Source organism: Ruegeria sp. SAZA006 (assembly GCF_059613465.1).
On record NZ_JBXWSO010000004.1, the window covers coordinates 166,047 to 186,425 of the forward strand.

Consider the following 20,379-nt stretch of genomic DNA (forward strand, 5'->3'; position numbering starts at 1 on the left):
GCGCGGCGGTACTGGACAAACCGGGCCCATCCCCGTCATCTAGGGCAGATTTCGACGAAGGACCCCGCCCATGACCACAGCCGAGCTTGTCGACAGGATCCTCAAGGGCGATCGCCGGGCGTTGGCCCGCGCGATCACCCTTGTCGAAAGCACCCGCGCCGATCACCGCGCCCAGACGGCACAGCTGCTCGACGCGCTGTCAGGCGCCGGGCGGCAGGCGCTGCGCATCGGCCTGTCGGGAACGCCGGGGGTGGGCAAATCAACCTTCATCGAGAGTTTCGGCATGATGCTGATCGGGCAGGGGCTGCGGGTGGCGGTTCTTGCGGTCGATCCCAGCTCGGCCCGGTCGGGCGGCTCGATCCTTGGCGACAAGACCCGGATGGAACGCCTCAGCCGCGAGCCGAACGCCTTCATCCGCCCCTCGCCCAGCCAGAGCCATCTGGGCGGCGTCGCCCGCCGTACGCGCGAGGCCATCGCCCTGTGCGAGGCGGCCGGGTTCGACGTGGTGCTGATCGAAACCGTGGGCGTGGGCCAGTCGGAAACCGTGGTGTCGGAAATGTCCGACCTGTTCCTGCTGTTGCTGGCGCCGGCCGGCGGCGACGAGCTGCAGGGCGTCAAGCGCGGCATCATGGAAATGGCCGACATGATCCTTGTGAACAAGGCCGACGGCGACCTGAAAGCCACCGCCACCCGCACCTGCGCCGACTACGCCGGGGCGCTGCGCCTGCTGCGCAAACGCCCGCAGGACCCCGAGGGCTTTCCCAAGGCGATGACAGTCTCGGCGGTCGAGGAACACGGCTTGGACCAGGCCTGGGGCGAGATGCAGGCCCTTGCCGACTGGCGCAAAAAGAACGGCCACTGGGAGGCCAACCGCGCCGAACAGGCCCGCTACTGGTTCGACCAGGAGGTACGCCACGCGCTCCTCGCCAAGTTGGAGACCCCGCAGGCCCGGTCCGAGATGGACCGTCTTGCCGCCGAGGTCGGGGCGGGGCGGCTTAGCCCCTCGGTGGCGGCCGAGCGGATGCTGAGGACTCTTGCATCCGGGTAACACTATTGCCCGCGCGGACAGGAAAACTTGGTGCAACGCACGAGAGTTCTGTAGCCTGAGTGCAGGTGAAATCCTTGGTTGTGGCGCCCAGCACATAGAAAAACCGGGGCACAGCTGGCTGGCCATGACCAAGCGGAGAAACAGGACCCGCCTCTTATGCCCGATATCTTTGGGACAAACGGCGACGACGATATCGATGTCACCAATGACAACGGTACGCTGAACGGCACCCCTCAGGGTACGCCGATCGATGATATCCGCGCGCGCGGCGGGAACGACATTATCACTGTTACCAACAGTACCATCTCTGGCAGTGTCCGTGGAAATGCTGGGATCGATACGATCACGGTGATCGGCAGCACGATCGGCGGTCAGGTAAGGGCCGGATCAGACGACGACACGGTCACGCTGCAAGGCTCGGTCATTGGCAATATCCGCCTGGGCGGCGGAAATGATGTTCTGAACTTCCGCAGCACCAGCGTGTCCGGCGATGTGCGCGGTGGCAGTGGCACCGACACGCTGAATCTGCCTGCAGGAACTGTGGTTAACGACAGCTCATTCGGGACATTCACCGTGTCCGCCGGCACCAGCTATTCGTTGACCAGCGGCAGTTTCACCCTGCCGTCGGGCATCACGGTCACCTATTCCGCATTTGAAAACGGATCCGGCGTTCCGTGTTTTACCGCTGGCACGAACATTCTGACTGCCCGCGGCCCGGTACAGGTGCAAGACCTGTGCACCGGCGACCTGATCTGTACGGCCGAGAGCGGCAACCAATCCATCCGCTGGATCGGTCGGCGCAGGTTCGATGCGATTGATCTGAGGGCCAAGCCGAAACTGCGCCCCGTCCGTATTTGCGCCGGGGCTTTGGGGGCAGGGCTGCCCACCCGGGACCTGTTGGTTTCCCGCCAGCACCGCATGATGGTCGGTTCTCGCATCGCGCAACGCATGTTCGGCCGGTATCAAGTTCTGATTCCCGCGATCAAGCTGACGGCGCTGCCGGGGATTTTCGTAGATTGCACGGTCGATAGCATCGAGTACTTCCATCTGCTGTTCGACCGGCACGAGATCCTGTTTGCCGAATCCGCACCGACCGAAAGCCTGTATACCGGCCCTGAGGCGCTGAAATCTCTGGGACCCGCGGCAAGGACTGAAATCCTTGCGATTTTTCCGGAACTGGCTGACGAGAACCACGAATCCGAACCCGCAAGGTTGATCCCAATAAGCCAATAGCAGACCCGTTTGATTGCTCGTCACCTCAAAAATCACCGGCCTTTGCTTGTTGATGCCTGAGCCGTTTCAGGACCATTTATTGGCCCGGAAAGATTTCGCAGCTGCTGTCTTGACCCTTCCGGCGATTCCCACTAAACGCATCCAACCAGTTTTCGGGCGCGACTTCGGGTTGTGCCCCTTGTGATTTGGCTGCGGATTTATGCCCGGCCTCCAGAAACAAAGGAAGAAACCATGTCGCGCCGTTGCGAACTGACCGGAAAAGGCCCGATGACTGGCAACAATGTCAGCCACGCCAAAAACAGAACTCGTCGTCGTTTTCTGCCCAACCTGAACGACGTGACCCTGCAGTCGGAAACCCTGGGTCGTGGCGTCAAGCTGCGCATCTCGGCCGCCGCACTGCGCTCGGTCGATCACCGTGGTGGTCTGGACGCGTTCCTGGCGAAAGCCAAGGACGAAGAGCTGTCCGCCAACGCGCTGAAAGTGAAAAAGGAAATCGCCAAGGCGCAAGCCTCGGCCTGATTTTCCCAGAGACTGTTTCGTGGCCCCTGTACCCGTTGGTGCAGGGGCTTTTCGTTTGTCTGTGGGTCCTCAACCTGTCTCAAGCCTGTATTTCAGGAACCGCGCGCCGGAATAGGTCACCGGACCGACACAATGCGCGCCGATACGCCGTAGCGCAGAGAGATTGCGGCGGGACGGTGGAAGCAGAAAAGTGACATAGGGAATGCGTTCATCGGCTCGGGCGAATGCGATGGCCTTGCGGGTGATGCGTGTGCCCAGACCGAATGCGTCCGCCGTCAGGACCAGACCGAAATCCCATTCACTGCCTTCACGCTGGAAGCCGCCCCAGCCGACATAGCAACCGCCGGACGTGATCGCCCAGTGCCCAAGCCCGTCGCGTTCCCAACAGGCCTCTTTTGCGCCTATGAACGCCCGCGCCATTGCGATGTCCCAGGACCCCGTCAGCAAAGGCAGATGCCGAGCAACGCGGGGATCAGACATGTGCCGTGCGATTTCAGTCGGCTCAATCTGTGGCAGCCTGAGGAACTGAATTTCTGTGTGCGCTTTGAGTGGCATGACCGCGATCTACGCTTGAATTTCCGCCCAATCCAGACCATCCGGATCACTTTGCCGTTGGGCTGGTGCCGTGCGCGGTCTCGGTGCGGAAGGCAGAGGGACGCGACTACGTGACATTGTTCACATACAGGGTTTTGAATCTGTTTTATGTATGCGGTTATTCTATGGCGGAGTGTGGTAATGTCTGCGAATACTTCAATTATTATTTCCTTCCTTTCGACTCTTCTGGTCGGCTCATTTTCCAGCTGTGCGCGAATGCAGCGGCGGGTGAACCGGCTGCATACCGGTCTCAACACTGGTCCGGATGATCGCGGAAATCTTTGAAGGTCACGATCAAAGCAAATTCAGGGGTCGGCCAGTCAGGCCGGCCCTTTTTTCTTGGTTCGCGCCAAACTGTCTCAGCGTTCACGAAGGCACTTGAAGTCCGTTTTCGTTCGGGCCTAAACCTCTGTCAAGATGACCCGATCCTATCGCCTCGTGTTGCCGTTGCTGCTGTCGCTGATGCTGGTTCTGACAGGCCAGGGTTTTGCGTCGTCACGGGGATTGAATGCAGCGGTCGGTCAAATGGTGCTTTGCACCGGGAACGGGCCTGTGGTCGTGTACATGGACGAGCACGGCCAGCCCACCAAACCACCTCACTTCTGTCCCGACTATGCGCTCAACTTGCTGGGTGCGGTTCTGGATGCCCCGCCGCCGGCACCGAAAGGGCCCGAGCGGACAAAGTCTGACATACCGTTGCGTTCCGACAGCCTTGTTGCGGCTCCGATCCCGCAGCGACCGGCGCGCGCGCCGCCGGCCTCTGTCTGAGACCCTTCGCAACACAATCAGACAGTCAAAAAGGAGAGGCGAGATGCCCTTCAAATCACTCCTGCCCGCCATTTTCGTCGCTGCAATCATGTCCACCGCCGCCCATGCGGAAAGTGTGATCTCGGTCGAGGATGCCTACGCCCGATCCTCGGGGGCCAATGCCAAGGCTGGTGCGGCCTTCATGATGATCCGCAATTCAGGCGACAGCGATGATCAACTCGTTGCTGTCAAATCAGATATCGCTGCACGGGTCGAGCTGCATACGCACAAGATCGACGACAACGGCGTGGCCAAGATGATGGAAGTCGAGGAGGGTTTTGCGATCCCCGCCGGCGAGGCGCATATGCTGCAGCGGGGCGGAGACCATGTGATGTTCATGGGGCTCAAGCAGCCGTTTGAGCAGGGCGCAACCATACCCGTCACTTTGGTTTTTGAGCAGGCCGGTGAGGTCGTTGTCGAGATTCCCGTGGACCTTGAGCGGAAAGACGGCCACGGGCATATGAAGCACTCGAACTGACGGCACGCCTGTTTTCGGGCCGCGATGCGGCCGTCATTCATGCGTCAGGCCGGGTCATGCCCCGGCCTGTTCGCGTTTCGCCTGCCGATCAGCGTTGTTCTTCACTTGTTGACCACGCGCATCGAAACTCGTTCTCCGGCCCGTTTGAAGCGTGCAGCCATGAACAGCATGACGCCGGCAAAGGCCAAGGCGGAGAACGCGATTGCCCAGCCCAGTGCGACAACGCCGCTTCCGGGCCAGAAGATCAGCACCAGCCCGATGATAAGGGCCACGATGCCCGAGTTCCGAACGGTCGCGCGTTCTGGGTCCAGCTGATGCATCTGGCCCAGCGAAATCAACGACCCGATCCCGATGATCAGCGCCCAGGCGCCCAGTAGGAAGAACGTCAGACGTGCTGTGCCTTCCGGCCAGATCAAAAGGACCAGCCCAATCAAGACCGCCCCGATACCCGCGCCTCCGATCAGTCCGCGCCGCCCGAAGCCAAGCAGGGTCAGGCCGCCATCGAGGATCAGCAGCACCCCTACCAGCCGCAGCAAAAGAGCGATGCTGCCGGTTGGCCAGAACAGCGCGGCAATGCCAACGGCACCCGCAAGCAATCCGCGCAGCAGGAACGTCCACCACAGATCCGCGAGGGTGTCGCCCAGCGCTTCGCGGCTGTCGATGCCTTCCTCGTCAACGATTTCGCCACGGGGGACTTCAGGCTCGGTCATCTGTTTCTCCTGGTTCAGGTTCCTTCAGCTTAGACCAGCGGGATGACCCGAGTCACCTGCGGCCCAGCAAGTCATCGACCCAGCGTGGCACGATCTGGGTGGCGGGGCCAAGCAGCGTCTGATCGAAGCTGGATGCACCAACCGAAGGCTTGAGGTTCAATTCGACCGTCTGTGCGCCCGCAGCTATGGCTTCGTGCACGAAGGCCGCAGCCGGGTAGACCTGGCCAGAGGTTCCGATGGCGGCGAATATCCCGGCCTGTGCCAGATGGTCGTAAATCTGATCCATGTGGTAAGGCATTTCGCCGAACCAAACGATGTCGGGTCGGGCGGTTGCCGCGCGGCAGGCGGGGCACGGTTCGCCCACGGACATTTCCGCTGGCGCCGTCCAGCGATGCCCGCAGGAGGCGCACAGCGCGCCGGACAGTATGCCGTGCATGTGGATAACCCCGGTCGCACCTCCGGCTTCGTGCAGGCTGTCCACGTTCTGCGTTACGATCACCACTTCTCCCGGCCAGTCGCGCTGAAGCCGGGCCAGTGCTGTGTGGGCTGCATTTGGGTCGGCACCACCCGCCTGCATCCGGCGCGCGTTGTAGAAGCCATGAACAAGGGCAGGGTTTCGGGCAAAACCTTCGGGTGTCGCCACGTCTTCGATCCGGTGCTGGGCCCACAATCCGCCTTCATCGCGAAAGGTGCCCAATCCGCTTTCCGCCGAAATCCCGGCTCCGGTCAAAATCACGATCTTTTCCATTCGCCCTCCACACGCTAAACCCGAGCCATGTCACAGCGTATCCTGTTTGTCTGTCTCGGCAACATCTGCCGTTCCCCTGCTGCCGAAGGCGTTTTTCGTGTCAGGGCGCCCCATCATTCTTGCGACAGTGCCGGAACGTCCGACTGGCATGTCGGGGATCCACCCTATGCGCCGATGCAACACGCGGCTCGCAACCGAGGGCTGGAACTGAGCGATCTGCGCGCGCGCCAGTTTGCGGTGTCTGATTTCGACAGGTTTGACCTGATCATCGGTATGGACAGCGAAAATCTCGCCAAGATCGAGGCTTTGCGCCCGACCGGCAATCATACACCCGTGCACTTGTTGACCGAATTTGCGCCTCAAACCGGCGCCGATCATGTGCCCGACCCCTACTATACCCGCGATTTCGACGGGGCGCTGGACCTCATCGAAGCCGCCGTGGACCGGTTGGTGGCATATCTGGACGGCTAGCCGCCGATCACCTTCAACTGACCGGACAACCAGGGCAGGCGGGAAAGCGCTGGTTCGATCATCTGGCTTTGCATCAAACGGCGCGTCATGCCCGCGACTTCGCGCGGAACCTGATCTGACCAGTCAGACCGAGTGAAGAGGGAAATAGTGCGCGAGAACTCTCCGAACGGAGCCGGATAGACATCCATGCCTTCGTGGAAACGGGCCGCCCGCATATATCCCAACGGCGTGGTGATCGCCCAGCCAAGGCCACGCGCCACCATCGCCATCAGTGCCAAGTGCGACCCGATCTCGAACCGCTCTTCGAACTGAAGCTGTTGCCGCGCCAGGTGGCTTTCGATTTGCCGGCTGATCAACTGTTCTCGCGCATAACGCAGAAAGGGCAGGGCCTGCAAAGCGGCCTCTACGCCCCCGTTGGTCACACCGCCCTTCGGCGCGACCAGAATGAAAGGATCCTGTACCAAAGGGTACTCCACCACGCCTTCCAGCACCTCGCCGCTATGGGCCGAGACCGCCAAATGCAGGCGTTGCGAAGCCAGCGCCTCGAAAATTTCGAGGCTGGGGAGGGTTATGAGTTTGAACTTGGAACGGGTCAGGCTGTCGGCCAGCAACGTGGCAAGGCGCGGGGTCAGGTCATTGTCGAAATCGTCGATCAGGCCGATCGAAAGAGTGCTCAGGTGACCCAGGTCCATGACGGACAGCTCGCTTTGGGCGATCTGCAACTCGGCTAGTACGGATTCGGCCCGCGCCAGAAAGCTGCGCCCGGCTTGGGTCAGGCGCATGGGTCTGCGCCCGTGATCCACCAGGTCCGTGCCCAGAGCATTCTCGAGATTGCGCAACTGCTGGCTGACCGATGGCTGGCTGAGTCCGGTAATCTCGGCAGCCTGTGCCACCGAACCGGTCCGCGCCAAGGCCTCGAACACTTCGAGACCGCGCAGGGTCAACCCTTTCGTCACCATATGATTTCCCTTTCACTGCGCCATTACTGCGGCGCAGGGCGGGTCAGGTCAAGGATCGCGGTCAGCGTCAGCTGCAGATCGCCTGCGCCATGCGGCCAAAGTTCTGATACCGCTCCCACAGCGCGTCATCGCGAGCGGATTTCGACATCTTCAGCTCTTGGGCCTGATGCGGGTCGGTGAACCACTTGGCCACGGTTTTCTGATCTTTGTTGGTCAAAGCCTGATCGGCCACCCGCTGGATGCACCTGCACCTGTCACGTGTCGCAGCCGAGCGGTCGGACGCCAAACATGCACGTTTGATCTGCGCCGCTTCGGTCATGGCCGGGGCCAAAGTGGTCAGCGACGTGGCGCATAGCGCGATTATGAGGAACTGTTTCATGCTCATGCCTCGTTTTGCCTGCCCGGAGGAGTCTTGTGTCCCTCTCGGCTTGCGGCGCAGTATCGTCCAAGTTTTCCTACCGTTCAACAATTTGCTTTCAGAAACTCCCTACCTGAGTCGAAAGTGCCGCGGTTGGCACTATGGTCGGCCGTGGCATGCCCTTCGCACCCCGTTTTGGGCGGTGTAACGCGGCCGAGTTCGTTCTGTGCACGGCCGCCTCGACACAGCTGAGGCCCTGGAACGAAGCCAACCGCAGCGTCGTGGCTTCATCGCGCTGAAATATGGGGTGTTCGCCGTGCTGTCTCACCTTGACCAGCGCCCGATTTCGAACCATATCCCGACGCTATGACAGACCTCGCTCATATCCGCAATTTCTCCATCGTCGCGCATATCGACCATGGCAAATCCACCCTTGCCGACCGGCTCATCCAAGAGACCGGAACGGTCAAGGATCGCGACATGAAGGAACAGCTGCTCGACAGCATGGATATCGAGCGCGAGCGCGGCATCACCATCAAGGCCAACACGGTCCGCATCGACTATACCGCCGACAATGGCGAAAAGTACGTGCTGAACCTGATCGACACTCCCGGCCACGTGGACTTCGCCTATGAAGTCTCACGGTCCATGCGCGCGGTCGAAGGCTCGCTGCTGGTGGTGGACTCGACGCAAGGGGTCGAGGCGCAGACGCTGGCCAACGTGTATCAGGCCATCGACGCCGACCACGAGATCGTGCCGGTGCTGAACAAGATCGACCTTCCGGCCTCGGACTGCGACCGCGTTGCCGAGCAGATCGAGGACGTGATCGGCATCGACGCCACCGACGCCATCCGCGTCTCGGCCAAGACGGGCGAGGGGATCCATGAGACGCTCGAGGCGATCGTGAACCATCTGCCCGCGCCCAAGGGCGAGCGCGACGCGCCGCTCAAGGCGATGCTGGTGGACAGCTGGTACGACGCCTATCTGGGCGTGATCGTTCTGGTCCGCATCATGGACGGCGTTCTGAAAAAGGGTATGCGGGTCAAGTTCATGTCGAACGGCACCCTGCACCATGTCGACCGCGTCGGCGTGTTCCGCCCCGAGATGCAGATGGTCGACCAACTCGGCCCGGGTGAGATCGGCTTCCTCACCGCCTCGATCAAGCAGGTCCGCGACACCCGTGTGGGCGACACCATCACCAACGACCGCAACGGTGCCGAAACCGCTCTGCCGGGCTTCAAACCCGCGCAGCCGGTGGTGTTCTGCGGCCTCTTCCCCGTGGACAGCGCCGAATTCGAAGACCTGCGCGACGCGATCGAGAAACTGGCCCTGAACGACGCCAGCTTCTCCTACGAGATGGAAACCTCGGCCGCGCTGGGCTTTGGCTTCCGCTGCGGCTTCCTTGGCCTGCTGCACCTCGAGGTCATCCGCGACCGCATCGAACGCGAATACGATATCGAGCTCATCACCACCGCGCCCTCGGTGATCTATCACGTCTACATGAAAGACGGCGAGATGATCGAGCTGCACAACCCCGCCGACATGCCCGACATGTCCAAGGTCGACCACCTGGAAGAACCGCGCATCAAGGCCACCATCCTTGTGCCCGACGAATACCTGGGCGACGTGCTGAAACTCTGCCAGGACCGCCGCGGCATCCAGCTGGACCTGACCTATGCGGGCAGCCGCGCGATGGTCGTCTATGACCTGCCGCTGAACGAGGTCGTCTTCGACTTCTACGACCGCCTGAAATCGGTGACCAAGGGCTATGCCAGCTTCGACTACCAGATGACCGGCTACCGCGAGGACAGCCTGGTCAAGATGTCGATCCTGGTGAATGACGAGCCCGTGGACGCGCTGTCGGTCATGGTCCACCGCGACCGCGCCGAGACCCGCGGCCGCGCCATGTGCGAAAAGCTGAAAGAGCTGATCCCGCGCCACATGTTCAAGATCCCGATCCAGGCGGCCATCGGCGGCAAGGTCATCGCGCGCGAGACCCTCTCGGCCCTCCGCAAGGACGTGACCGCGAAATGTTACGGCGGCGACGCCACGCGGAAACGGAAACTGCTGGAAAAGCAGAAGGCCGGCAAGAAGAAGATGCGCCAGTTCGGGAAGGTGGATATCCCGCAGGAAGCGTTTATTTCGGCGTTGAAGATGGACTCATAGATTAGTGTTATCAATAAATTGTTCCGAAGCTCGTGCGCTTAGAAAGATAGAAATTTTGGAAGTGTGCTGATGAAGCGGACTAAGACGTTTATTGTTGGTGCAGGTGCGAGCGCTGAGTTTGGGCTGCCAACGGGAAACGAACTCGTCAAAAAGATTGAACAGGTCTGTAGAATAGAAGTTGACAATTTCGGAGATTTGAGAGCGGGAGATAAGGAATTTTGTTATGCTTTTAGCTACTTGCCGAGAGTAAAAGAAGCAGGTTGGGATAGAAAGTTTTTTGCATCCATTGCAAAAAGCATTCGTCAAAACATGGGTCTTGCACCATCAATAGATAATTTTCTTGATACTCATCAGGCGAAAGAAGGATGGGCAGAAGTTGGAAAACTGGCTATTGCCAGAGCAGTTCTGGAAGCAGAAGCGCGTTCTAAGCTTTGGTTCGATGCCGAGAATACATATAACCAACCTTCGTTTGCACAGCTGCCGACTAATTGGCTATCGGAATTGTTCCGAATACTTGTTACTCAAAAAGGAGAGAGCGAGTTTTGTTCGGCGCTTTCTTCCTGCCGTTTTGTAACCTTCAATTATGATCGAGTTATCGAACAGTTTTTTCACCAAGCGATTAAGTCTTATTTTGACGTGAGTAACGAAACTGCGAACGATATCTGCGCTAATTCACTGAATATTGTGCATGTCTATGGGAGTTTGGGAAAGGTGAGTTGCTCTTTTCCAAATTCCTTCGGTAACTGGAAAGACCCCAGATACCTCGCAGAAGCTGCGATGGGATTAAGGACGTTCACAGAAGGTGTTGCAGAACCAGATGACCTTGAAATTGCAAAAAACTGGCTTTCAGACTCCGAAGTCGTTTGCTTTTTGGGTTTTGGGTTTTTACCACTGAACATTCGTGCACTATCTTTGGGCAAGGGGCGAGTGTACAGCCACTCAAGAAAAATGGGAACAATCAAAGGTCTCTCGTCAAGCAATCTGGATATCACACTCAATGTGTTGCGCCAACAGTGGTATGATAGGTTGTTGGATGCTTCAATTTTTGAGCCAGTGAGTGCCAGCGAGCTAATCTGGCACAACTCGATGTATCTGTCTGAAGCAGACCTGCTTAACTAGTTTTCCTGACCTTTTTATCTCCAATCAATCCACCGGCCGGACCGCGCCGACCCGACCCCATGGGGCGGCGTCGTCCTCCGATGTGTTGATCAAAGGTTGCAAGCGCGGTTGCGCCCCGAGACTCCACCCGTTCGGCCCAGAAACGGTCCACTGGATCGCTTCTAAACGGGCCTCACCCCGCAACGTGACCCACTTCACAGCCCCACCGACCCGCACCTGCTAAGGTTGACCCAACGGAAACCAATGGCGGAGGCCCCATGTCCATGATCCCCATCATCGCGCTTGGATCGGCGGGTCTCTATTCCGTGGCCATGATCTCGATGAAGTTCTGGTGGAAACTTCCCGGCCCCGGGCTGGGGCTGCTGATCGTCTCCACCTTGCTGGCCGCCGCCACGCTGGAACTCGCCGCGCTGCGCGATGAACGGCTGGGCATCATCTATACCGGCATTCTGGGGGCCGAGGTCGTGCTGATCGCCATCGCCTCGTTCTTCCTGTTCGGCGAGTCCTTTTCCTACCGCGAGGGGCTGGGCATCGCCCTTGTCATCGCGGGCACCGCGCTGGCCTGGGCCTGAGCCCGTCGGTGAGCGCCGCATGAACCCTTCATGAAGTTTCCCTCAGGTAAGTTGTAACGGCCGCGCGCCCTCCCAATCTGTTCAGCAGGCCAGCAAGGCCCGCCGATCAAAGGGAGAGAGCCCATGACCAGATACATGACCGCCGGCGCCGCCGCCGTGGCCGCGACATTGACTATGGGCTCTGCCGCCCTGGCCGATGCAATGCCCGACCTGCGCGGCACGTGGACGGCCAGCCAGACTACGGTGTCGCCCTCGAACGCCAACACCGCCACCGCGCCGCGGTTCAACACCTCGGAATGGGTGCTCGAGATCCAGGCGCAGCACGAAAACGTGTTCTGGGGGCCCAGCATGTGGCGACGCAACGCCATGGATGACTGGACGATGTATGAGGCCACCGGCTCGATCAGCCAGGATGGCTCGGGCAAGATCGGCATTGTCGAAACCGCTGCTGATCCGACCTCGGGCGTCAATGCACTGATCGATGCGCGGTACGAGGACGGCAAGATCTATGCGGATTTCCGTAGCCTGCGGACTGGAACCACCTACAGCACGGTTCTGGAACGACAGGTGAACTGAAGCGTTTCCGGCCCAGGCGGTTGTAGGGGGTAGTTGCCGTTGCCCGATTTTGCGGGAGACGGAGAGTAGTAGGTTGCCTCGTCCGGGTCGGAACGCTTCTCAGTTTGTGGGCTGCACGTTCGTTCACCGTTGCGTGTGGCGACTCATCGATGGCGATTCGAGCGATATGCCCGTATCTGTCACACCGGGTCCGCCACGAGGGCCGGGATTCTCCCTTCGCACCCGCAGAAATCGCCCATTTGAGCGGAGAGAAATCGACCTTCGGCTTTTCCCAGCGCAACCCAGCCCGGTTTCATCATTTCCCGACTTATCCACATCGTCTTCCAGCCGGATATCAACATTTTATCCCCGGCTATTTTTCATGCTGCAGTGCTATTTTCTTGCCGGATGTGAGGGCGAGTGCCAAGGTTCAGTCATCGCCAAGGTTCATCACGATCCAAGGCGGGACGCAAAGGTCAGGGGGTCCTGGCACCGTAGGCAGATCTTAGGATTTTCGTAGGGTTGCAAGGGCTTACCGGTAGGTGACCAGTCAGGAGGGGCGCAAGCCCGGCTTGAGCGGTCAGCTTCTCAAACGGCCAGAGCGGGCGGCAGAGCGCCATCAGGTGCTTTGCGGCAGCGAGGTCCCCTCGGGGGCTGAAGCAACTGGATCGGGGCGTCCCTCGGGCGTGTCGACCCGGCAAGGCGTCAGGGGTGTCCGCAAGGGCACATGCAAAGACCGCGTCTGCGCACCTGGCGCCTTTTCCTTTTGCCGATTTCGGTTTCGTACAGGCTTCCACTCACCGCCCGTCAGAACGGGAACGGGGTTCTTGCGCAATTGCACAAGAACCCCGCAGTCGTGTCAGTAATGCATTACCGCGTCTATGCACCTGTGGCAGGGACCATAGTCCGGTCGCCCGGAACTTTCAACCATATGTTGGTGGTGTTGCGCCGCCGCCCGCTAGATGCTGACGGGTGTCAGAGGCTTTCCTGAACGTCCGTCGCCGCGCCCTGGATGGCGTCGCCGGCTTTTTCGATGTCTTTGCCCGCGCCTTTTGCGGTTTCACAGGCCGTCAGGGCCAAAAGGCTCAACCCGATCAGAATAGTGCGGATCATCGATATCTCCTTGGTTGGTCGACTACCAATCGGTAGCACCATTCAGGCAACGCAGACAAACCTTTTTGGGTGATCAGCCTTTGCGGAAGATGGGGCCAAGGATGGCCGTCGCGACAAAGATCAAAGCGGCCGCGCAAACGATGCTTGGTCCGGCGGGTGTATCCGCCCAATATGCACCGCCCAGTCCACCCAACGCCGCCGTCGAGCCTATAATCGCAGCGGTGAAAGCCATGCTTTCTGGGGTGCGGGCCAAAGGGCGGGCTCCGGCCGCTGGAATGACCAGCAGGGCCGCGATCAGAAGAATGCCGACAACTTTGATGGCGACCGCAACGGCCAGTGCCATCGCCAGAGTCAGCCATAGTTCTTCTCGTTTCGGATCGATCCCGGATGCCTGAGCCAAGTCCGGGTTGAGCGTCGAAACCAGAAGGGCCGACCAGCGCCAGACCATCAACGCCAGAATCGTGGCGCCACCGATCCAGATCGTGGCCAGATCGGGCTTTGTGACGGCAAGGATATCGCCGAACAGAAAGGCATTCAGGTCCAGTCGGACATCGGACAGCAACGCCACGGTTACCAAGCCAGCGGCCAGTGCGGTGTGCGCAATCACACCCAGAAGCGTGTCCATGGCGTAACCGCGACCGCGCAGCAGGCTGACGGACAAGCCCATGGCAAGTGCAGCGGAAATGATCGCGGGCAACAGAGGCAGTGAAAAGCTGAGCGCCAGCGCTACACCCAATACGGCCGCATGAGCAGTGGCTTCTCCGAGATAGGCCATGCGCCGCCAGACGACAAAACACCCCAGCGGTGCCGCGGCGATCGAAACACCAAGCCCTGCCAGGGCGGCGCGAACCATGAAATCGTCCAGCATCAGTGCGACGTATCCTGCGCGTGATTGTGATCGTGGGTATGACTGTGCTTGTGTTGGTACAAGGCCATCGTGCCCCGCGTTCCACTGCCGAACAACGCCCGATATTCCGGCGCGTCTGCGACCATGTGGGGTGCCCCTTCACAGCAGACATGCCCGTTCAGGCACAGAACCCGGTCGGACGCGGCCATGACGACGTGCAAGTCATGGCTGACCATGACTATGGCGCAGCCGAGGTCCGTTCGAACCTGCTCAATGCGTTCATAGAAGGCAGCCGCGCCGGGCTGATCAAGCCCCTGGGTTGCTTCGTCCAGCAGCAGCACCTGAGGCTCTTCCAGCAGCGCGCGGGCCAGAAGGACCCGTTGAAACTGACCGCCGGACAGTCGGGTCATCTGTCTGTCACGCAAGTCCGGCACGCCCGCCAGTTCAAGCGCGGTTTTGGCCTTGCTGGCCGAAACCCGTTTCGGCAGGCCAAGGAATCGTTGCACCGTCATCGGCAGAGCGGCGTCCAGCGCAAGTTTCTGAGGTACGTAGCCGATCCGCAAACCCGGGGCGCGCCGAACAGTGCCCTGAGCCGCGGGAACAGCCCCGATCATGGCGCGCAGCAGGGTCGATTTTCCCGAACCGTTTGGGCCGACAATGGTGACGATTTCACCAGCGGCGATCTGGGCGGATACGTTGTCCAGAATGAGCCTTCCATCTAGGCGAACGGATAGGTTATTTAGGGAAATGAGAGGGGTCGTCATGGCTGCGTTCCAATGCAGTCCGGGCAAAGACCTTCGGCCTCGACCACGATCCTTTCAATGGTGAAACCTGATGTGTCGGCGGCAGCACCAAGCCGGCCCTGAGTCAGCTCGGTTTCAGTTTCAGCCACGGCCTTGCACGCCCGGCAAATCAGAAACGCAGGCACGTGATCGTGGGTAGGGTGGGCGCAGGCCGCATAGGCGTTCATCTGCTCGATACGGTGCACGAACCCATGCTGCACCAGGAAGTCCAGCGCACGATAGGCCACCGGAGGTTGCGACCCCATGCCTTCGGCCGACAGAATAGCCAGAATGTCATAGGCTCCCATTGCCTTGTGCTGCTCCAACAAGATCTCCAACACGCGGCGGCGCACCGGAGTGAATTGAAGCTTCTGGTTGGCGCATTTTTCCTCGGCTTTGCTCAGCGCGGTTTTCATGCAGTGGTTATGATTGTGATGCCTGAAGCCTACTGTGCTCATGTGCGCTCCGAAATTTTTGGCTTGATATGTTATAACGTGGGCAATATCAAGCCGGCTAGCAATGTAATAACATATCATTCTAGGAGGTGACATGTCCCGAAAATTCTTGTTGCTGGCCGGCGTCGTGCTGGCTGGAAAGGCGGCGGCTGATGCGCCCAACGTTGCCGTCGATATCGCACCGGTTCACGCGTTGGTTGCCCAAGTCATGGACGGTGTTGCCGAGCCTTCCCTGATCATCCCGCCCGGAGCCTCACCTCATGATCACGCCATGCGACCGTCCGAGGCGCGAGCGTTGCAATCTGCCGACGTGGTTTTTTGGGTGGGCCCTGAGCTGACCCCGTGGATGACTGGACCACTTGGCGCCCTGTCCGAGGGAGCGACGCAGGTTGAGTTGCTGGAGGTGGCTGGAACTGTGCGGCACGACTTCCGCGACTTGGCCGATCATCATGAGGGCGAAGAGGAGCAAGCAGACCACGACGATCACGACGATCATTCGGACCATGCGAAACACGATGATCACGAGGATCACGCAGAACACGATGATCATGCAGGTCACGACGACCATGCGGACCACGATGAACATCAGAAACATGAAGAGCATGCGGATCACGACGCACATGACCATGACCACGGGCATGACCACGACGGTGTAGACCCGCATGCCTGGCTGGACCCGGAAAACGCGCGCGTCTGGGTGCAGGCAATTGCCAAAACTCTGTCAGAGAAGGACCCGGACAACGCTGCGCGGTACCAAGCCAATGCGGACAAGGCGGTTGAAGGCCTGAGTGCTTTGGAAGCCGAGATCCGGGCGGATCTGGCACAGTCAGAGCCACGGTTTGTCACCTTTCACGACGCCTACCAGTATTTCGAACACCGGTTCGATCTGGCATCGTCGGGCACCGTGAGCCTGGGCGACGCGGCCTCACCCGGACCGGCACGTCTGGCCGAGCTTAAGGCCCGGATTGAAGAAGAGGGCATTGATTGCGCTTTTTCTGAGCCGCAGTTTGACACTCGCCTGATCTCTGCCGCGACGGAGGGGATGGATGCACAAATCCTCGTGCTTGACCCGATCGGGGTTGCGCTCGAGCCGGGTCCAACTCTGTATCCGGACCTGTTGCGCGAAATGGCCGCAAGTTTTCAGGCCTGCAGCGGCAACTCGTGAACAAAGAAGGGCGCAACGATCTGTTGCGCCCTTCGCCATTCAATGGGTTTTCTGTCTTATTCCTCGTCGCAGAACAACTCGTACACCGTTTCCAGCATTTTGCGAGGTCTGTCGTCTGCAAGGCGATAGTAGATTGCCTTGCCTTCGCGCCGGGGCGTGACCAGCCCCTCAAGGCGCAGCCGCGACAGTTGCTGTGAAACGGCGGCCTGTCGGGCGGACAGCAGTGACTCGAGTTCGGTCACCGATTTTTCGCCGGATACCAGATGACAGAGGATCATCAACCGGCCCTCGTGGCTGATCGCTTTCAGAAAATTCGAAGCGCGGGTTGCGTTAGCGGCCATCCGGTCCATGTCGTCGCGCGAGATGTCTTCGGAAAGTTGGGGAAGTGCCATCTTCTTGTCCTTGTTGGCCCCTTGGTGAGTGTGGGGCGGGTATTCCCTTTGTAGTTTCGCTTGAGCGAATTGAGTCTCTATACAGAATGATCAGATATTTCCATATGTATGGATCAAAATGGCGTGATGAAAGCGCTGTGAATGGCGGCGAGGCAAAAAAACAGCCGGGTAATTGTGTCGCGAGCGGTTGTTCGCTTCGTTTTTGCGGCATCCCGACGATGCGGACTGATCCGTATTTCCCAATCGGCGTCGCGTGTCCGCTGCCCCTTGCAGGCCCCCGAAGGCAACACTAAGACTCATGTAACTTCTCATCGGGTATGGTCCCGGTTCACACCAAAGCAGGCAGGTTCCGAATGTTCGATCCAGTTGACACCTACATGAATACGCTCGTCCCGATGGTCGTTGAGCAGACCAGCCGCGGCGAAAGGGCCTATGACATCTTCTCGCGCCTGCTGAAGGAGCGGATCATCTTCATCAATGGCCCGATCCATGACGGGATGAGCCACTTGATCGTAGCCCAGCTTCTGCATCTGGAAGCCGAGAATCCGAACAAGGAAATCTCGATCTACATCAACTCGCCCGGCGGTGTCGTGACCAGCGGTCTGTCGATCTACGACACAATGCAGTACATCAAGCCAAAATGTTCGACATTGGTGATCGGCCAGGCGGCCTCGATGGGGTCGGTCCTTCTGGCGGGTGGAGAGAAGGGGATGCGCTTCTCGCTGCCAAACAGCCGCATCATGGTGCACCAGCCCAGCGGCGGCTACCAGGGTCAAGCCAGCGACATCATGATTCACGCGGCCGAAACGCAGAAGCTGAAGGATCGTTTGTACGATATCTATGCCAAGCATACCGGACAGTCGAAAAAGGCCATTGAAAAGGCTTTGGACCGTGACAATTTCATGAGCCCGGAAGAAGCAAAAGAGTGGGGCCATATCGACGAGATCGTCGAAAGCCGCTCCAAATCCGAACCGACCGAAGCGTGATGCGGAAACCCCGCACCCACGAGTGCGGGGTGCGATTTTGACATTGTAGCTGCCCCGGTGCTGGCCTAAGCTGCACGGACAGGCGGCAAGCGCGGTCCGGATCCGGGCCGCAGGGATGGAGCCCGAAAGGTAGAACATGGCGACGAATTCAGGCGGCGACAGCAAGAACACGCTCTACTGCAGCTTCTGTGGGAAAAGCCAGCATGAGGTGCGTAAGCTTATTGCTGGACCGACCGTGTTCATCTGTGATGAATGCGTCGAACTGTGCATGGACATCATCCGTGAGGAAACTAAAGCCAGCGGGCTGAAATCCTCGGACGGTGTGCCCACCCCCAAAGATATCTGCGAGGTGCTGGATGACTATGTTATCGGCCAGGCTCGGGCCAAGCGTGTCCTGTCGGTTGCGGTGCACAACCACTACAAACGTCTGAACCACGCGCAGAAGGCCGGTGGTGACATCGAACTGGCCAAGTCGAACATTCTGCTGATTGGTCCCACCGGTTGCGGCAAGACTTTGCTGGCGCAGACGCTGGCGCGGATTCTGGACGTGCCGTTCACGATGGCAGACGCGACCACACTGACCGAAGCCGGTTATGTGGGCGAGGATGTCGAGAACATCATCCTCAAGTTGCTGCAGGCCAGCGAATACAATGTCGAACGCGCGCAGCGCGGCATCGTCTATATCGACGAGGTCGACAAGATCACTCGTAAATCTGAAAACCCGTCGATCACCCGCGACGTGTCGGGCGAGGGTGTGCAGCAGGCCCTGCTGAAGCTGATGGAAGGCACCGTGGCCAGCGTTCCGCCGCAGGGCGGGCGCAAGCATCCGCAGCAGGAATTCCTGCAGGTGGACACCACCAACATCCTGTTCATCTGCGGCGGCGCTTTTGCAGGTCTGGACAAGATCATCGCGCAGCGCGGCAAGGGCTCGGCCATGGGCTTTGGCGCCGATGTGCGTGACAATGACGAGCGCGGTGTGGGCGAGATCTTTCAGGATCTCGAGCCCGAGGATCTGCTGAAATTCGGGTTGATCCCGGAATTCGTTGGACGTCTGCCCGTGCTGGCAACGCTTGAGGACCTGGATGAGGACGCGCTTGTTACCATCCTGACCAAGCCCAAGAACGCGCTGGTCAAGCAGTACCAGCGTTTGTTCGAGTTGGAGAACGTCGAACTGGACTTTACCGACGACGCGCTTGCCGCGATTGCCAAAAAGGCGATCGAACGCAAGACTGGTGCTCGCGGCCTGCGTTCCATCCTGGAAGACATTCTTTTGGACACGATGTTCGAACTGCCTGGCATGAAGAACGTGACCAAGGTGGTCGTGAACGAAGAGGCCGTGACGTCGGACGCGCAGCCGTTGATCATCTATGCGGATGCCGCGCCGGAATCGGCATCTGCCGGCTGAACTGTTTTAAATTTAATGCAGATACGGCGCGGCAATGTCCGCGCCGTCTTCATATGAGGGTGTCATGACGATCCAGCGTATTTCTTCGGGGGGTGAGTTCGAAGCCAAGGTCGGCTACTGCCGGGCCGTTGTCGCGGGTGGCTGGGTCCATGTTGCCGGAACGGTCGGGCAGGGCGAAGGCGTCGTCGACCAATGCCGCTCGGCGCTGACGATCATAGGCAACGCCTTGGCAGAGGCGGGCGCCTCTTTTGCCGACGTGGTGCGCGTGACTTACATGCTGCCCGATCGCCGCGAATTTGAAGCGTGCTGGCCGGTCCTGGCTGAGACGTTCGGTGCCAACCCGCCTGTCGCGACGATGATCGAATGCGGGTTGATTGATCCGAAATACCGGATCGAAATCGAGGTCACCGCATTCTTGCCCAAGTAATGGGTGCGCTCTTTGTGGCTCTGGACCTCTGCTCGGCTTTGGTCCATATCTGCAGGGACAGAAATGCCGGAGGCAGCCGATGGGAATCCTGAACACTCTTTTGCGGGCCGTGACTTGGTGGAACGGGGCCACTCTGAACACGCAGATCTACACTGCGCGCAAAGGTATCAAGGTGGGCGAGGACGATCAGGGCAACGTGTTTTATCGCAACGCCGATGACAGCAAACGGTGGGTGATTTTCAATGGAGAGGCCGAGGCCAGCCGGATCGACCCGGAATGGCACGGCTGGTTGCACCGCACTTGGGATGAGCCTCCGACCGACAAGCCACTGCCACACAAGGCGTGGGAAAAGCCGCATCAGGAAAATCTGACGGGCACCGCGATGGCCTATGTGCCGGCGGGGTCCCTGCGCCGTCCCGATCCGATCGAGCGCAAGGACTACGAAGCCTGGAGCCCGGAATAAGCGAGAT

At 59.6% G+C, this 20,379-nt stretch carries 25 protein-coding genes; 15 read left to right on the forward strand and 10 right to left on the reverse strand.

From position 1 onward, the window contains the following. The first annotated feature begins 70 nt into the window (after positions 1–70). From meaB to rpmB, 3 genes are all read left to right on the forward strand, one after another. The gene (gene meaB / locus AC2FNZ_RS03460; RefSeq protein WP_496839548.1) at positions 71–1,048 is read left to right on the forward strand and encodes a methylmalonyl Co-A mutase-associated GTPase MeaB; all 978 of its coding nucleotides are present in this window, start codon (positions 71–73) and stop codon (positions 1,046–1,048) included. A 156-nt stretch (positions 1,049–1,204) separates the two neighbouring features. After that, positions 1,205–2,281 (forward strand): Hint domain-containing protein, encoded by a 1,077-nt coding sequence (locus AC2FNZ_RS03465; protein WP_496839549.1) that lies wholly within the window; start codon positions 1,205–1,207, stop codon positions 2,279–2,281. A gap of 231 nt (positions 2,282–2,512) precedes the next feature. Further along, positions 2,513–2,800, forward strand: a complete 288-nt coding sequence (rpmB, locus tag AC2FNZ_RS03470) for a 50S ribosomal protein L28 (RefSeq protein WP_039532366.1) — start codon at positions 2,513–2,515, stop codon at positions 2,798–2,800. Between the two features lie 69 nt (positions 2,801–2,869). Here the strand turns inward: rpmB and AC2FNZ_RS03475 are convergent, their stop codons facing one another. Beyond that, a complete protein-coding gene (locus tag AC2FNZ_RS03475; RefSeq protein ID WP_093962703.1) occupies positions 2,870–3,355 on the reverse strand; it encodes a GNAT family N-acetyltransferase in 486 nt (161 codons plus the stop codon). Between the two features lie 456 nt (positions 3,356–3,811). On the opposite strand from AC2FNZ_RS03475, the gene AC2FNZ_RS03480 reads away from it, so the two are divergent. After that, the gene (locus tag AC2FNZ_RS03480) at positions 3,812–4,162 is read left to right on the forward strand and encodes a hypothetical protein (protein ID WP_496839550.1); all 351 of its coding nucleotides are present in this window, start codon (positions 3,812–3,814) and stop codon (positions 4,160–4,162) included. A 43-nt stretch (positions 4,163–4,205) separates the two neighbouring features. Further along, positions 4,206–4,679 (forward strand): copper chaperone PCu(A)C, encoded by a 474-nt coding sequence (locus AC2FNZ_RS03485; RefSeq protein WP_170368792.1) that lies wholly within the window; start codon positions 4,206–4,208, stop codon positions 4,677–4,679. Positions 4,680–4,780: 101 nt separating this feature from the next. Here AC2FNZ_RS03485 and AC2FNZ_RS03490 read toward each other — a convergent pair whose 3' ends face one another. Next, entirely contained in the window at positions 4,781–5,389 is a 609-nt protein-coding gene (locus AC2FNZ_RS03490) for an HdeD family acid-resistance protein (protein ID WP_496839552.1), read from the reverse strand. Between the two features lie 52 nt (positions 5,390–5,441). Next, positions 5,442–6,137: an NAD-dependent deacylase gene (locus tag AC2FNZ_RS03495; RefSeq protein ID WP_496832562.1), complete on the reverse strand. Its 696-nt coding sequence runs from the start codon at positions 6,135–6,137 to the stop codon at positions 5,442–5,444. Positions 6,138–6,164: 27 nt separating this feature from the next. On the opposite strand from AC2FNZ_RS03495, the gene AC2FNZ_RS03500 reads away from it, so the two are divergent. Next, complete coding sequence (locus tag AC2FNZ_RS03500) at positions 6,165–6,608, forward strand: low molecular weight protein-tyrosine-phosphatase (protein WP_496839553.1); 444 nt, start codon at positions 6,165–6,167, stop codon at positions 6,606–6,608. On the opposite strand, the gene AC2FNZ_RS03505 is transcribed toward AC2FNZ_RS03500, so the two are convergent. Both AC2FNZ_RS03505 and AC2FNZ_RS03510 read right to left on the reverse strand, forming a co-directional pair. Next, entirely contained in the window at positions 6,605–7,567 is a 963-nt protein-coding gene (locus tag AC2FNZ_RS03505) for a LysR family transcriptional regulator (RefSeq protein WP_093962697.1), read from the reverse strand. The two genes, AC2FNZ_RS03500 and AC2FNZ_RS03505, sit on opposite strands and share 4 nt — an antisense overlap. Before the next feature lie 67 nt (positions 7,568–7,634). Further along, positions 7,635–7,946 carry a hypothetical protein gene (locus tag AC2FNZ_RS03510; RefSeq protein WP_496832566.1) on the reverse strand — a complete coding sequence of 104 codons (312 nt, stop codon included), beginning with the start codon at positions 7,944–7,946 and terminating at the stop codon, positions 7,635–7,637. Positions 7,947–8,291: 345 nt separating this feature from the next. On the opposite strand from AC2FNZ_RS03510, the gene lepA reads away from it, so the two are divergent. From lepA to AC2FNZ_RS03530, 4 genes are all read left to right on the forward strand, one after another. Continuing rightward, positions 8,292–10,091, forward strand: coding sequence for a translation elongation factor 4 (gene lepA / locus AC2FNZ_RS03515; RefSeq protein ID WP_496839554.1), 1,800 nt, complete (start codon positions 8,292–8,294; stop codon positions 10,089–10,091). Positions 10,092–10,160: 69 nt separating this feature from the next. Then, a complete protein-coding gene (locus tag AC2FNZ_RS03520; RefSeq protein ID WP_496839555.1) occupies positions 10,161–11,210 on the forward strand; it encodes a hypothetical protein in 1,050 nt (349 codons plus the stop codon). A 257-nt stretch (positions 11,211–11,467) separates the two neighbouring features. Continuing rightward, positions 11,468–11,782: a hypothetical protein gene (locus AC2FNZ_RS03525; RefSeq protein WP_496839557.1), complete on the forward strand. Its 315-nt coding sequence runs from the start codon at positions 11,468–11,470 to the stop codon at positions 11,780–11,782. Positions 11,783–11,905: 123 nt separating this feature from the next. Next, positions 11,906–12,358 (forward strand): hypothetical protein, encoded by a 453-nt coding sequence (locus tag AC2FNZ_RS03530; RefSeq protein WP_093962693.1) that lies wholly within the window; start codon positions 11,906–11,908, stop codon positions 12,356–12,358. 954 nt (positions 12,359–13,312) lie between these two features. On the opposite strand, the gene AC2FNZ_RS03535 is transcribed toward AC2FNZ_RS03530, so the two are convergent. The 4 genes from AC2FNZ_RS03535 to AC2FNZ_RS03550 form a co-directional block, all read right to left on the reverse strand. Continuing rightward, complete coding sequence (locus AC2FNZ_RS03535; protein WP_093962692.1) at positions 13,313–13,450, reverse strand: entericidin A/B family lipoprotein; 138 nt, start codon at positions 13,448–13,450, stop codon at positions 13,313–13,315. Positions 13,451–13,523: 73 nt separating this feature from the next. Then, positions 13,524–14,318 (reverse strand): iron chelate uptake ABC transporter family permease subunit, encoded by a 795-nt coding sequence (locus AC2FNZ_RS03540; RefSeq protein ID WP_093962691.1) that lies wholly within the window; start codon positions 14,316–14,318, stop codon positions 13,524–13,526. Then, on the reverse strand, positions 14,318–15,061 hold the full coding sequence (locus tag AC2FNZ_RS03545) for a metal ABC transporter ATP-binding protein (RefSeq protein ID WP_480753721.1): 744 nt from the start codon (positions 15,059–15,061) through the stop codon (positions 14,318–14,320). Before AC2FNZ_RS03545 ends, AC2FNZ_RS03540 begins: the two co-directional genes overlap by 1 nt. Then, complete coding sequence (locus AC2FNZ_RS03550; RefSeq protein WP_093962689.1) at positions 15,058–15,537, reverse strand: transcriptional repressor; 480 nt, start codon at positions 15,535–15,537, stop codon at positions 15,058–15,060. The genes AC2FNZ_RS03545 and AC2FNZ_RS03550 overlap by 4 nt, the downstream gene beginning before the upstream one ends. Before the next feature lie 91 nt (positions 15,538–15,628). Between AC2FNZ_RS03550 and AC2FNZ_RS03555 the strand changes: the two genes are divergently transcribed. Beyond that, a complete protein-coding gene (locus AC2FNZ_RS03555; protein WP_496839559.1) occupies positions 15,629–16,699 on the forward strand; it encodes a zinc ABC transporter substrate-binding protein in 1,071 nt (356 codons plus the stop codon). A gap of 56 nt (positions 16,700–16,755) precedes the next feature. On the opposite strand, the gene AC2FNZ_RS03560 is transcribed toward AC2FNZ_RS03555, so the two are convergent. Continuing rightward, positions 16,756–17,091 (reverse strand): ArsR/SmtB family transcription factor, encoded by a 336-nt coding sequence (locus tag AC2FNZ_RS03560; RefSeq protein WP_093962687.1) that lies wholly within the window; start codon positions 17,089–17,091, stop codon positions 16,756–16,758. Positions 17,092–17,444: 353 nt separating this feature from the next. On the opposite strand from AC2FNZ_RS03560, the gene AC2FNZ_RS03565 reads away from it, so the two are divergent. From AC2FNZ_RS03565 to AC2FNZ_RS03580, 4 genes are all read left to right on the forward strand, one after another. Further along, positions 17,445–18,077, forward strand: coding sequence for an ATP-dependent Clp protease proteolytic subunit (locus AC2FNZ_RS03565; RefSeq protein ID WP_093962686.1), 633 nt, complete (start codon positions 17,445–17,447; stop codon positions 18,075–18,077). Between the two features lie 136 nt (positions 18,078–18,213). Then, entirely contained in the window at positions 18,214–19,482 is a 1,269-nt protein-coding gene (clpX, locus tag AC2FNZ_RS03570; protein ID WP_170337591.1) for an ATP-dependent Clp protease ATP-binding subunit ClpX, read from the forward strand. A gap of 64 nt (positions 19,483–19,546) precedes the next feature. Beyond that, entirely contained in the window at positions 19,547–19,909 is a 363-nt protein-coding gene (locus tag AC2FNZ_RS03575; protein WP_170338037.1) for a RidA family protein, read from the forward strand. 79 nt (positions 19,910–19,988) lie between these two features. Further along, positions 19,989–20,372, forward strand: coding sequence for an NADH:ubiquinone oxidoreductase subunit NDUFA12 (locus AC2FNZ_RS03580; protein ID WP_093962683.1), 384 nt, complete (start codon positions 19,989–19,991; stop codon positions 20,370–20,372). The last annotated feature ends 7 nt before the right edge of the window (positions 20,373–20,379 follow it).